This is a genomic window from Maribacter aurantiacus (assembly GCF_005780245.1).
GTDB lineage: Bacteria > Bacteroidota > Bacteroidia > Flavobacteriales > Flavobacteriaceae > Maribacter > Maribacter flavus.
The window spans coordinates 416,230-429,528 of sequence record NZ_VBUK01000002.1 but is presented as its reverse complement, the minus strand read 5'-3'; the positions used below and the strand labels follow the sequence as shown (position 1 = coordinate 429,528).

The window sequence follows — 13,299 nt, the reverse complement described above, 5'->3', positions numbered from 1 at the left end:
AATGAACAATTCTGTAACTAGGCCGGCCCCCCGACCCCGTCATCGCCCAGTGCCTCACTAAGCGGGTGCAAATATACAACTGTTTTTTTACCTGACAACTTTTTTAAAAAGAAAAAAATATTTTTTTCAAACCATCAGAAAAAACAAAAAAACAATGAACGTTTTGCACTTTAATCTCATTAATCTTGCTTGAAAAATCCTGCTCGATTAACGGGCTGCAAATGTAAGCCTGTTTTTTAAATAACAAAGAAAAAAATGCAGCTTTTTTAAACTTTTTTACCCCTAAACACACAACAATCTTGAAATGAGATACTTGTGAATTTTAAAAGAAAAAGGGCATTGAATTTAATTAAAAAATCGATTCGAAGCAATAAAAAACAAGAATGTTTACAGCCGGCATATACTATAAGGAAGTGCAACCTCTGCTCTTAACTTACTTTTAGTGAAATTGCAAAGATCAATTAGTAGCATTGAAACATTATATAAAGTACTATTGTGGGCATAACCACAACATATTATCTTTGCTGCCCGTATAAAACCAGATTATGATAGAGATTACCTTGCCAGATGGCTCCATTAAGGAATTTGAAAAGGGTGCCACCCCAATGGAAGTGGCAAAAAGCATCAGTGAAGGACTCGCAAGGAACGTAATTTCCGCAAAATTCAATGATACCACCGTTGAATGTTCTACTCCCTTAACCAAAAACGGATCTCTCACTTTATATACTTGGAACGATAAAGAAGGTAAAAAGGCTTTCTGGCACTCTACTTCGCATATCGTGGCCCAAGCTCTGGAGGAATTATATCCTGGAGTCAAACTAACGATTGGACCAGCAATAGAAAATGGGTTTTATTACGATGTTGATTTGCCCGAAGGCAATATATCCGAAAAAGACTTTCCAACAATAGAACAAAAGGCCCTTGAAATAGCTAGAGGAAAGCACGATTTTGAAATGAGAGACGTGTCAAAATCCGATGCTTTAAAATTCTATAAAGAACAAGGGAACGAATATAAGGTGGAATTGATTGAAAACTTGGAAGATGGCTCCATTACCTTTTGCGACCATGATACCTTCACCGACTTATGCCGTGGTGGGCATATCCCCAATACCGGTATAGTCAAAGCTATAAAAATATTAAGTGTAGCGGGTGCTTATTGGAGAGGTGACGAAAACAAGCCCCAGTTGACCAGGGTCTATGGTATTTCCTTTCCAAAACAGAAAGACCTTACTGAATATTTGGAACTATTGGAAGAAGCCAAAAAGAGAGACCATAGAAAATTGGGGAAAGAGTTGGAGCTTTTTACTTTTTCCCAGAAAGTTGGCCAAGGACTTCCTTTATGGTTACCTAAAGGTGCAGCACTTCGGGAGAGACTCGAACAATTCCTAAAAAAGGCCCAAAAGAAAGCGGGTTATGAAATGGTCGTTACCCCGCATATTGGTCAAAAGGAACTTTATGTTACTTCTGGGCATTATGCTAAATATGGCGAAGATAGTTTTCAACCCATACGCACTCCCAAGGAGGACGAAGAGTTTCTATTGAAACCCATGAATTGTCCCCACCATTGCGAAATTTATAATACACGTCCTTTTAGCTACAAAGAATTACCCAAAAGATATGCGGAATTTGGAACCGTATATAGATATGAGCAAAGTGGTGAATTGCACGGACTTACAAGAGTTCGAGGTTTTACCCAAGATGATGCCCATATTTTTTGCACCCCAGACCAGCTAGACCAAGAGTTCAAGGAGGTAATCGATTTATCACTATATGTGTTAGGCACATTAGGTTTTGATGATTTCACTGCTCAAGTATCCGTTAGGGATTTGGAAAATCCCGAAAAATATATAGGCTCCGTAGAGAATTGGGAAAAAGCCGAACAAGCCATTATAAACGCCGCCAAGGAAAAGGGACTCGACTATGTTATTGAAAGTGGAGAAGCTGCCTTTTATGGTCCAAAATTAGATTTTATGGTGAAGGACGCCCTTGGCAGGCATTGGCAATTGGGCACGATACAGGTAGATTATAATTTACCGGAACGATTTGAGCTAACCTATAAGGGTAGTGACAACGAAATGCATAGACCGGTAATGATTCACCGTGCTCCATTTGGTAGTATGGAGCGATTCATCGCCTTATTGCTGGAACATACAGGGGGTAATTTTCCGTTGTGGTTAATCCCCGATCAAGCTATTGTTTTGCCTGTTAGCGAGAAACACGAAAAATATGCTGAAAAAGTTTTAAAATCGCTAGAAAATAACGAAATTCGCGGCCTTATTGACAACAGAAACGAAACTGTTGGCAAAAAGATACGTGAGGCAGAAATGAAAAAGATTCCATTTATGCTTATCGTTGGCGAAAACGATGAAAGCTCCAATACGGTTTCCGTTAGAAGGCACGGAGGCGAGGATTTAGGAGCTACATCTATCGAAAATTTTTGTGACTTGGTATCTACAGAAATAAATAGTACCTTAAAGTCGTTTAAAGAGTAATGTTTAATTAAAAAAGAATAAGTCATAGCAATACGTAAAAGATTCAGGCCTCAACCAAGAAGGGAAAATAAAAACCCTCATAATATTAATGAAAAAATTCTTGCTCCAGAAGTAAGATTAGTTGGTGATAATGTAGAAGTTGGTGTATATCCGATAAGAAAAGCTTTGGACATTTCTAAAGAACTCGAATTGGATTTAGTTGAAATTTCACCCAAGGCGGATCCACCTGTTTGTAAGATAATCGATTATAAGAAATTCCTTTACGAACAGAAAAAAAGAGAGAAGGCCATGAAGGCCAAAGCCTCAAAAGTTGTTGTAAAGGAAATAAGGTTTGGTCCAAATACGGATGACCATGACTACGAGTTTAAAAAGAAACATGCGGAAAAATTCCTGAAAGATGGAGCAAAATTGAAAGCCTATGTTTTTTTTAAAGGCCGTTCCATAGTTTATAAGGACCAAGGTGAAATTCTACTATTAAAATTAGCTTCCGAGTTGGAAGAGTTTGGAAAAGTGGAACAGATGCCAAAATTGGAAGGTAAGCGAATGACAATGTTCATCGCTCCAAAAACAAAGAAATAAGGATTATCGTTCTTTTAGAAAAAACGATGCATTATAATAAGAAACGCTATTAGTTATAAAACTGGTAGCGTTTGACATGAAAGTGACCCTTCTGCTCCGCTCAGGGTTTTACAAATGGAGCGTAGTAAGTGAGATTAATTAAATAAATAGGAGAAAATGCCTAAACAAAAAACAAAATCCAGTGCCAAAAAGCGTTTCAAGCTTACGGGTACCGGTAAAATTAAAAGAAAGCATGCGTTTAAGAGCCATATTCTTACGAAGAAATCTAAAAAACGTAAGCTCGCGTTGACACATGACACATTGGTACACCCAAATGATGTCAACAGTATTAAAGAACAATTACGACTAAAGTAAAAGTTCAAAGGTAGAATTATTAACCATGGAGTTAGGCCAATCAAAAAGAGTTAAAAGTTAAAGTTAAAAGTTAAGAGCCTCTAGAAAAACCTTGACATACTACGGATAACTATTTAATCGCCTACTACAAAAAACAAGAAGAAATGCCAAGATCAGTAAATGCAGTCGCTTCCAGAGCCAGAAGAAAAAAGGTTATGAAGCAAGCCAAAGGTTACTTTGGAAGACGTAAAAATGTTTGGACAGTAGCCAAAAATGCGGTTGAAAAAGCAATGTTATATGCTTACAGAGACCGTAAAAACAAAAAAAGAACATTCCGTTCTTTGTGGATTACCCGTATCAATGCCGGTGCCAGACAACATGGAATGTCCTATTCTCAATTCATGGGAAAAATCAAAGCCAATGGCATAGAGCTCAACAGAAAAGTTCTAGCCGATTTGGCAATGAATCACCCCGATGCCTTTAAAGCAATTGTAGAGCAGGTAAAATAAGTCAAAACAAATCTCACTTAAGAAAATCCGACCTTCAAAAGGGTCGGATTTTTTCATTTTAGATATCAAGGTTTAATCTTGGCAATGGCAGCCTTAAATTCTTCCCAATCTATAAGATCATCCCCATTTTTATCGTATCCTTCTATTAGTTTGGTTGATACGATACCCCTTAAAAAACCACTTATCTCTGCATCCTTTAATAATTGGACAATCTCTCCTTTGGTAAGTTTTCCATCACTATCAGTATCAAAAAATTCAAAAGCCTTCTGAGGTGTCTCGAAATGGTTGGTTATTAAAATCTGGATTTTATTTAAAATTGATTCTTCGGTGGTCATACTATTTTATTTTTTAAGAATTTGTATTTATATCCCAAAAATGGTGACGACCAACTTTCTACCCAAAGCACGGTTCCTATGCTCACAAAGGTATATCCCCTGCCAAATTCCCAGATTTAAACGCCCGTTTGAAATGGGAACTTGTACAGATGCCCCCATCAAGGAAGCTTTAATATGGGCCGGCATATCATCGGGACCTTCATAGGTATGTATGTAATATGGTGCATTTTCGGGCACTATTTTATTCAAATGACTTTCAAAATCGGTCCTTACAGTTGGGTCGGCGTTCTCGTTAATCGTCAAGCTTGCGGAGGTATGTTTTATAAAAATATGGCACAATCCTTTCTCAATATTTTGTATTTCGGGACAATTATCCAATACCAAATCCGTAATTAAATGAAACCCTCTAGGATAGGAGGGTAATTTGAACTCCTTCTGAAACCAATGCATGCTAAATTCTTATTAAATAAAGGTAAAACTTTACACTTTGTCCATTAAATAGATAACATTGAAATATCTTTGTTCCTTACTAAAAATTATGGATTTATCTAAGATACGGATGGTGGTTACCGATATGGACGGAACCCTATTGAATTCCAATCACCAGATAAGCAATCGATTTTTCAAACTATTTGAAGGATTAAGATCCAAAGGGATTCTTTTTGTTGCCGCCAGTGGCCGACAATACAACAGCATCGTGGAGAAGCTTTATCCCATTAAGGACGATATCATTATCATTGCCGAGAATGGCGGTTTTGCCAAACAAAAGGAAAGAGAAATAATTTCTACTCCTTTGAATAGCGATTATATCTTGGAAGTCCTTAAAACGCTTAAAGAAGTTCCCAATACGCATCCCGTACTTTGTGGAAAGCATATGGCCTACATTTCCGGGGAATCCGATGCCTTTGTACAAAAACTAAAGGAATATTATACCGAGTTCGATATCTTGGAAGAGCTGACAATTGTTGACTCGGAAATCATAAAAATCGCTATCTATCATTTTGAGAGTTCAGAACAACATATTTATCCACATGTAAAGCATTTTGAGGATATACTGAAAGTGAAAATATCCGGGGAAAATTGGGTGGATATATCGAGTCCAAACGCCCACAAGGGTTTCGCTCTTGAAAATGTGATGGAACGTTACAGCATACAACCGGACGAAATTATGGTGTTTGGCGACTACAACAATGATTTGGAAATGTTGGCGCTTTCTGAATTTAGTTTTGCTATGGAAAATGCCCATCCCAATGTAAAAAAGGCCGCTAAATATAGCACTCGCAGTAATGATGAAATGGGGGTGGAAATTGTTTTGGAACAGTTACTCACAGAAAGGTGCAGGGAAATGCATTAGGGGTTGCACGGAAAAGTGAAAGGGTGAATTAGTGTGTTAGCGAAATAGTGGTTTAGTGCTTGCTTGATAATCACTTTTCGTTGCTCGCTTATCGTTGTTCGAAACCGACGAGCAGCCCAGTACTATATATTTCGCCTGCTCAGCATGAATTACTGGTTCTTACTGTGTTTCATTTTGCACTTAAACTTGTATTTGTATTTGAGCTTGTATTTGAACTTATCAGGTTTTCTGCTTTTTCTTTCGTGCAGCGGGGAAGAGGACATTGTTCAAAATCAATCGATAACCCGGTGAGGTTGGATGTAGCTCCAGTTCCGTTTTTGGGTCCCCTACCCTATGCTGGTAATCCTCCGGGTCATGACCCCCGTAAAACGTAAAAAAACCTTTTCCTTTAATGCCATGGATGTAGCGGGCCTCCCCGTTCAACTTGTTCTCCCCAAGTACCAGGACCGTTGGTTTGATTTCAGACCGATTAAAGGCGGTGGTCTGGCCCATGAAACCCTTTACCAAGGAAGTATGGTTCTGACATAGCATAGTAGGTACGGCATCCCATTTGGCGGAAAAATCCATCAAGGAAAAGTAGTCCTGCTCCTTGGGAACATTCCCCCTTTTTGAGGTCATATCAATGGACGAAAACTCATATTTAACCGGATTTCTTTCCAAGGTAAAGTCCGTAAAGGCGAAAGTCTTATCAAAATCCAAACTCGCCTGATAATTAGGATCCGATGGATCGCCATCGAACATAGGCTCACAAATATCCACACCATCGGCTGCAAGGGCGATGTCAAAACTATCAGTTGCGGAGCACATGGCGAACATAAAACCTCCACCAATTACGTAATTCCTAATTTTAAGGGCAACTGCCAACTTTTCATCGGAAACCTTATCAAATCCCAATTTACGGGCCAACTTCTCCGCCTCCTTCTTACCTTCAATATACCACGGGGTAGCCCTGTAGGCACCATAGAATTTACCATATTGCCCTGTGAAATCCTCATGATGCAAATGCAGCCAATCGTATAAGGCGAGCTTATCGTCCAAAACCTCTTCATCATATACGGTTACGTAGGGTATTTCCGCATAGGTAAGGGCCATGGTAACCGCATCGTCCCAAGGCTGGTTCTCTTTGGGAGAATACACCGCAATTTTGGGAGCTTTTTCCAATATTACGGCATCCTGATTTTTGGAAGGACTGCTTATTTCATCCAGAATGGAATTTGCCTGATCATCCGAAAGTATTTCAAAAGAAACGCCCCTAATCTGGCACTCCTTGCGTATAAGCTCACCATCGGGCAACAAAAAGGAGCCGCCCCTATAATTGAGCAACCATTGCACTTTTTGCTGCTTGGAAAGTACCCAATACGTTATTCCATAGGCTTTTAAATGGTTCTTTTGGGTGTCCGCATCCATGGGTATCAAAATGGAAGAGGCATACCCAAGATGAGTGATTAAAAATAAAACCAGTAAAAAAAAAATTCTATGCATACCTCATAATTCAATTGGCCTTCTCTCAAAAATAAACGAAAAAAAACGCTCCTAAGTTTTCAGGAGCGTTAAAGATTTTAAAAATAAAGTGTTTGGACAGATACCTTTTAGTACCCTGAACTTTAAAATGGCACATCGTCATCATCATCTATACCCGTTCCTTGATTCATGGAACTACCAAAGGCATCGTCCGCACTTGGAAGGTTCTTTGTAGTGAAAGGGTTCTCCTCATTATCGTTCATTTTGGACTGGAACTCGAAGGGCGAATCGAAATCGTCCAAATTATCGAACTTACCTTGGCTACCAATAAATTTAAGCCTGATGTTGTCCAGCCCTCCGTTCCTGTGCTTGGCCACAATGAATTCTGCTTGGCCTTGGGTTGGGGTGCGTTCCTCATCGTCCCACTCCTCTATTTTATAATATTCAGGTCGGTATATAAAGGAAACGATATCCGCATCTTGCTCAATAGCACCTGATTCCCTCAAATCTGAAAGAATAGGTCGCTTACTACCTCCCCTGGTCTCAACGGCCCTGGAAAGCTGTGAAAGTGCAATCACGGGAACATTCAGTTCCTTTGCCAAGGCCTTTAGGTTCCTCGAAATCGTTGAAATTTCCTGCTCCCTGTTACCCCCTTTTTGACTACCTCCAGCGGTCATCAATTGCAAATAATCTATCATGATCATCTTAATGCCATGCTGAGAAGCCAAACGCCTTGCTTTTGCGCGCAGGTCAAAAATGGACAATGAAGGGGTGTCATCAATGAACAATGGCGCTTTTTCCAATGTTTTTACCTTTACGTTCAATTGCTCCCATTCATGCTTTTCCAATTTTCCGGTCCTTAACTTTTCAGAGGACAACCCCGTCTCAGAGGAAATCAACCTCGTAATCAACTGTACCGATGACATTTCCAAGGAGAAAAAAGCTACTGGCGTATTGGAATTGACCGCCATATTCCGGGCCATGGACAAAGTCAATGCCGTTTTACCCATACCAGGTCGTGCCGCTACTATGATCAAATCACTGGGCTGCCAACCGGAAGTCAATTTGTCCAACTTATCAAAACCTGAAGGAATTCCGCTCAAACCTTCCCTATTGGCAATTTCCTCGATTTTCTTCTTGGCCTGGATTACCAAATTCTGGGCGGTTTCTGCCGATCGCTTTAAATTCCCTTGGGTAACGTCGTACAATTTCGCTTCGGCATTATCAAGAAGGTCAAAAACGTCCGTACTTTCATCGTAGGCATCCTCAATAATTTCGTTGGAAATTTTAATGAGGCTACGCTGAATATATTTTTGAAGAATGATACGGGCATGGAATTCAATATGCGCCGATGATGCTACCTTTTGGGTCAATTTGATCAAGTAAAAATCACCTCCAACGGCCTCCAATTTACCGGCCTTCTTCAATTGTGCCGAAACGGTTAATAAATCCACAGGTTGGGATTCCTCGAACAAAACGAAGATGGCCTCGTAAATAAATCTGTGGGCATCCTTATAGAACACATCTGGGTGAAGGATGTCAATAACTTCATCGACCCCTTTTTTGTCAATCATCATTGCACCAAGCACAACTTCCTCTAAATCAACTGCTTGTGGTGGTATTTTTCCTCTTTCGAGGCTAATAATCGTAGATTTGTCAATCTTACGACCAACAAAAGGTTGTGTGTTCTCCATAGTGCGAAAATATACAATTAACCTTTAGTTAACTTTAATTGAGGCAAAACCAATGTTCACAGTTAACTAACATTTGCCTGTTAATAAAATACAATTTTATGTTGATAACATAAAAAAACCGAAGATGAAATTCTTCGGTTTAATGCTACGCTGTTAAAATGGTCGTTTATCCATTAAAAACACCCATGTTCGCATATTTTTCCATCCGTTGTTTCACCAATTCCTTTGGTGATAACTTTTGTAGTTCCTCATAATGGGAGGCAATTTTATTCTTCAGGATTTCAAAAGTCTTTTCCCTGTTGGTATGCGCGCCCCCAGCGGGTTCCTTTACAATTTCATCTATCAATTTCAATTTCTTCATATCGCTAGCGGTCAACTTCAAGGCCTCAGCCGCCCTTTCCTTGTATTCCCAACTTCTCCAAAGAATGGAAGAACACGATTCTGGGGATATTACAGAGTACCAGGTGTTCTCCAACATCAAAACCTTGTCTCCTACTCCGATTCCCAAGGCTCCGCCCGAAGCTCCTTCTCCTATGATTGCAACGATGATGGGAACCTGCAACCGGGTCATTTCCAAAATATTCCTAGCTATCGCCTCTCCTTGCCCCCGTTCCTCGGCCTCAATACCGGGATACGCTCCTGGAGTATCTATCAAGGTAACTACGGGTATGCCGAATTTTTCGGCAGACTTCATCAATCGCAAGGCTTTTCTGTACCCTTCCGGATTGGCCATACCAAAGTTTCTGTATTGTCTTGTCTTGGTATTATAGCCTTTTTGTTGCCCGATGAACATGTAGCTCTGATCACCAATTTTACCTAATCCGCCTATCATGGCCTTATCGTCCTTTACATTACGATCTCCGTGCAGTTCAAGGAAGGTGTCGCCGCAAATGGCCCGTATATAGTCTAAAGTATAAGGTCTATTTGGATGTCTCGATAATTGAACGCGTTGCCAGGGAGTAAGGTTTTTGTAGATTTCCTTTCTGGTTTCGTCTAATTTCTTCTCAATCTGTTTACAGGTTTCGGATACATCCACATCGCTTTCCTCACCAATGATCATACACTTGTCCAATTGCTCTTCCAGCTCCTTGATTGGAAGTTCAAAATCCAGATACTCCATAGTTTTCAATAAGATTTCGTTAGTTGCGTAGGCAAAGATAAAACTTTAAAAGGTAATCTGGCCACTGTCACTTACGCAATGGTTGCGATTTATTGGCCTGCCGACGTACCCCTTCTTCCAACTTTTGTTTTAAGTACGCTCTTCCTCGATTTTTCCGAGGCGAGTTTCTTAATGCTTGCCTTATTTTTTAAAATCCCGTTTAGGATGACCGTGCTTAAAATAAGCAACGCCCCTAGGTAAAAAAAGGGATTCATTTTTTCTTCCGAACCAAAAATGAACCATGCCAATAAGATTCCATAAACAGGTTCCAAGTTGGTCGTCAACATTACGGTGTACGGTGTCAAAACCCGCATAATCTTAATGGAGGCAATAAAAGCGTAGGCCGTACATATCAATGCCAAAACGAAAAGATACACCCAATCCATTGGACTTAAATAAAAGAAATCCGACGAATAACTTCCTTTAACACCCAAAATAATGGAAAGGAACAACACCCCTATACCCAGTTCATAGAAGGAAATGACCGAGGGCCTATGCTTTTTTACCAACGTTCCGTTGACCAAAGAAAATACGGCCGCCAAAAAGGCGGAACTTAATGCGACCAACATCCCGTAGGTATAGGAGGACTCCACCCTAAAAATCAATATAAGCCCGATAATGACCAAAATCCCAAAAAACACTTCATATCCTATCACTTTTCGATTAAAAATGAAAGGTTCCATCAATGCGGTAAAAAAGGCCCCCGTGGACATCATGGCCAATGCCACGGATACCGTTGAAATTTTTATGGCATAAAAAAAGGTGAACCAATGGGCGGCCACCACGATACCCCCAAAAATCAGCCAACCTAGGGATTTTTTGTCCACTTTCAAATCAAGGCGAACCAACCTTATATATATCAGTATAAATACGGATGCCAAAAGCATTCGGTACCAAACCAAGGGTAGAGAATCAATGGAAATCAATTTCCCCAAAATTGCGGTAAATCCCCATATAAAAACAATGAAGTGCAAATGGAGCAGGTTGCGTATCCTATCTCTTGGCATTTTGCAGCAGATAAAGGGCCAAAAGCCCAAAGAGTACGTTGGGAATAATAACCGCCAATAAGGGCGAGAAGCCGGACTGCTCCGCAAGGGTTCCAAACACCTTGTCAAAGAAGATGAACACAAAGGCGACCAAAATTCCAAAGGCCAAGTTTACCCCCATGCCTCCCCTTCTTTTTACAGAAGAAACGGCCACCGCAATGATGGTGAGAATAAACGCCGTCAACGGCAAGGCCCATCGTTTGTATTTGACCAAAATATAGGTGTTGATATTGGAAGCTCCCTTTCTTTTCTGGTCGGCAATAAATTGGTCCAGTTCAAAGAGGTTTTTGGTTTCGGCAACGTAGGAAACCGGAGTTAAATCATCGATTTTAAACGTAAATAGGGTATCCAAGCGACGTTTGCTCTCCAAGATGGCGGAATCCCCCACCATTTTCCGTTTCACATAGGAAGTCAGCCGATAATTGCTATCCTTTTCCACCCAACGTATATTCACTGCTGATATCTTGAAATCCAGCTTATTGTCCTCGTTGAACCTTTCATAGGTAAAATTATGCCCCAGCTGCCTGGCCGGATCAAAACTACTTACGTAAATGAAGTCCGTTTCGTTGAGTTGGTTAAATATATTGTTGGTAATCCTATCCTGCTTGCCGCGTTTCAAGTATTTGAACTTGAATTCATTGAACCCGATACTGGCCTGCGGAACGATGAACATGGTCATAAAGAACATGATTATGGCTATGATAGTGGCCCCAATCAAATAAGGTCGTAAGAACCTGCCATAGGATACCCCGGAGCTAAGAATGGCAACGATTTCCGTATTATTGGCCAGTTTGGAGGTAAAAAAAATGACAGATAAAAATAGGAAAATAGGAAAAAGTAGACTGCCTATGTAAATGGTGAAATTTAGATAATACATCAGTATTTCATTCAACGGCGCCTCATTGTCTATCATCTTCCCGATCTGTTCCGCCAAATTTACCATTATGCCTATGGGTATGAATAGAAGCAACATCATGGCGAAGGTTGCCAAGTATCGTTTTAATATGTATTTATCTATGATCGAAAGCACTATAGTCTCTTGTCCATTTGTTTCACCATATTATTTTTCCAGCTATAAAAATCGCCCTCCAAAATATGCTTTCTAGCCTCGCGTACCAACCAGAGGTAAAATCCTAAATTGTGGATCGTGGCGATCTGTTTTCCCAAATATTCGTTGGCCACGAACAAATGCCGCAAATAGGCCTTGGAATATTCCCTATCCACAAAAGTAGTTCCCATTTCGTCTATGGGGGAAAAATCGTCTTCCCACTTTTTGTTCTTTATGTTGATGGTACCGTGGGCCGTAAAAAGCATGCCATTTCTGGCATTTCTTGTGGGCATTACACAATCGAACATATCAATGCCCAAAGCAATATTTTCCAAAATATTGATGGGCGTTCCCACTCCCATGAGATATCTGGGTTTGTCCTCTGGAAGGATTTCGCAGACCACTTCGGTCATACCATACATTTCCTCGGCCGGCTCACCAACGGAAAGTCCGCCAATTGCATTTCCCTCCGCACCTGCGTTGGCTATATATTCCGCGGATTGTCTACGCAAGTCCTTATAGGTAGAACCCTGTACGATGGGGAAAAAGCTCTGGGAATAATCGTAGACAAAGGGGGTCTTTTCCAAATGGGCGATACATCGGTCCAACCACCTGTGGGTCATGTGCATGGACCGTTTTGCATAATTGTAATCACAGGGATAGGGTGTGCACTCGTCAAAAGCCATTATGATATCGGCCCCAATGACCCGTTGGATTTCCATTACGTTTTCCGGAGTGAACATTTGCATTGAACCATCTATGTGGGATTTGAACTTTACCCCTTCTTCCTTTATTTTTCGGTTTCCCGATAATGAATACACCTGATAGCCCCCGCTATCGGTCAATATATTTCGGTCCCATCCCATAAATTTGTGAAGTCCGCCCGCTTTCTGGAGAATATCGGTCTTCGGCCTTAGGAACAAGTGATAGGTATTCCCAAGAATTATATCCGGATTTATCTCCTCTCTCAACTCCTTCTGATGTACTCCCTTAACGGACGCTACCGTACCCACAGGCATGAAGATGGGGGTTTCGATTGTACCATGATCGGTAACCAAGGTACCTGCCCGTGCCTTACTTTGGACATCCGTTTTGTGTAGTGTAAATTTCAATATGCTCAAATAAAGATGCAAAGATAATGAACTCCTTGGCTCCAAAACTTAAGAAAAACCAAAGAAGGTTTTAGTTATCAAGTTAATCTTACTTCTCGATGCGACCACGGAAAAACCAAACCTCTCCTAACTTCGCCAAACAATAAAAGAACTTTACCCTCCGTTCTGATGGTATAA

At 40.5% G+C, this 13,299-nt stretch carries 13 protein-coding genes; 5 read left to right on the top strand and 8 right to left on the bottom strand.

Going from position 1 to position 13,299, the window contains the following annotated elements; all coding sequences use genetic code 11:
- Nucleotides 1-545: 545 nt before the first annotated feature.
- The 4 genes from thrS (at nt 546) to rplT (ending at nt 3,913) form a co-directional block, all read left to right on the top strand.
- Entirely contained in the window at nt 546-2,492 is a 1,947-nt protein-coding gene (gene thrS, locus FEK29_RS07025) for a threonine--tRNA ligase (RefSeq protein WP_138257706.1), read from the top strand.
- Between the two features lie 24 nt (nt 2,493-2,516).
- Complete coding sequence (gene infC, locus FEK29_RS07020) at nt 2,517-3,071, top strand: translation initiation factor IF-3 (protein WP_394347770.1); 555 nt, start codon at nt 2,517-2,519, stop codon at nt 3,069-3,071.
- Nucleotides 3,072-3,227: 156 nt separating this feature from the next.
- On the top strand, nt 3,228-3,425 hold the full coding sequence (gene rpmI / locus FEK29_RS07015) for a 50S ribosomal protein L35 (RefSeq protein WP_099543236.1): 198 nt from the start codon (nt 3,228-3,230) through the stop codon (nt 3,423-3,425).
- 143 nt (nt 3,426-3,568) lie between these two features.
- Nucleotides 3,569-3,913 (top strand): 50S ribosomal protein L20, encoded by a 345-nt coding sequence (gene rplT / locus FEK29_RS07010; protein WP_138257704.1) that lies wholly within the window; start codon nt 3,569-3,571, stop codon nt 3,911-3,913.
- Nucleotides 3,914-3,978: 65 nt separating this feature from the next.
- On the opposite strand, the gene FEK29_RS07005 is transcribed toward rplT, so the two are convergent.
- Nucleotides 3,979-4,248 (bottom strand): EF-hand domain-containing protein, encoded by a 270-nt coding sequence (locus FEK29_RS07005; RefSeq protein ID WP_138257703.1) that lies wholly within the window; start codon nt 4,246-4,248, stop codon nt 3,979-3,981.
- Nucleotides 4,249-4,275: 27 nt separating this feature from the next.
- Nucleotides 4,276-4,698, bottom strand: a complete 423-nt coding sequence (locus FEK29_RS07000) for a secondary thiamine-phosphate synthase enzyme YjbQ (RefSeq protein WP_138257702.1) — start codon at nt 4,696-4,698, stop codon at nt 4,276-4,278.
- An 88-nt stretch (nt 4,699-4,786) separates the two neighbouring features.
- On the opposite strand from FEK29_RS07000, the gene FEK29_RS06995 reads away from it, so the two are divergent.
- On the top strand, nt 4,787-5,602 hold the full coding sequence (locus FEK29_RS06995; RefSeq protein WP_138257701.1) for an HAD family hydrolase: 816 nt from the start codon (nt 4,787-4,789) through the stop codon (nt 5,600-5,602).
- A 219-nt stretch (nt 5,603-5,821) separates the two neighbouring features.
- Here FEK29_RS06995 and FEK29_RS06990 read toward each other — a convergent pair whose 3' ends face one another.
- The 6 genes from FEK29_RS06990 to tgt form a co-directional block, all read right to left on the bottom strand.
- Nucleotides 5,822-7,084, bottom strand: coding sequence for an asparagine synthetase B (locus FEK29_RS06990; protein WP_138257700.1), 1,263 nt, complete (start codon nt 7,082-7,084; stop codon nt 5,822-5,824).
- A gap of 122 nt (nt 7,085-7,206) precedes the next feature.
- Entirely contained in the window at nt 7,207-8,757 is a 1,551-nt protein-coding gene (dnaB, locus tag FEK29_RS06985) for a replicative DNA helicase (RefSeq protein WP_138257699.1), read from the bottom strand.
- A 166-nt stretch (nt 8,758-8,923) separates the two neighbouring features.
- Nucleotides 8,924-9,877 carry an acetyl-CoA carboxylase carboxyltransferase subunit alpha gene (locus FEK29_RS06980; RefSeq protein ID WP_138257698.1) on the bottom strand — a complete coding sequence of 318 codons (954 nt, stop codon included), beginning with the start codon at nt 9,875-9,877 and terminating at the stop codon, nt 8,924-8,926.
- Between the two features lie 89 nt (nt 9,878-9,966).
- The gene (locus tag FEK29_RS06975) at nt 9,967-10,923 is read right to left on the bottom strand and encodes a DMT family transporter (protein ID WP_138257697.1); all 957 of its coding nucleotides are present in this window, start codon (nt 10,921-10,923) and stop codon (nt 9,967-9,969) included.
- Complete coding sequence (locus FEK29_RS06970) at nt 10,910-11,992, bottom strand: LptF/LptG family permease (protein WP_138257696.1); 1,083 nt, start codon at nt 11,990-11,992, stop codon at nt 10,910-10,912. The genes FEK29_RS06975 and FEK29_RS06970 overlap by 14 nt, the downstream gene beginning before the upstream one ends.
- Nucleotides 11,992-13,122, bottom strand: a complete 1,131-nt coding sequence (gene tgt, locus FEK29_RS06965) for a tRNA guanosine(34) transglycosylase Tgt (RefSeq protein ID WP_138257695.1) — start codon at nt 13,120-13,122, stop codon at nt 11,992-11,994. The genes FEK29_RS06970 and tgt overlap by 1 nt, the downstream gene beginning before the upstream one ends.
- Nucleotides 13,123-13,299 lie beyond the last annotated feature (177 nt).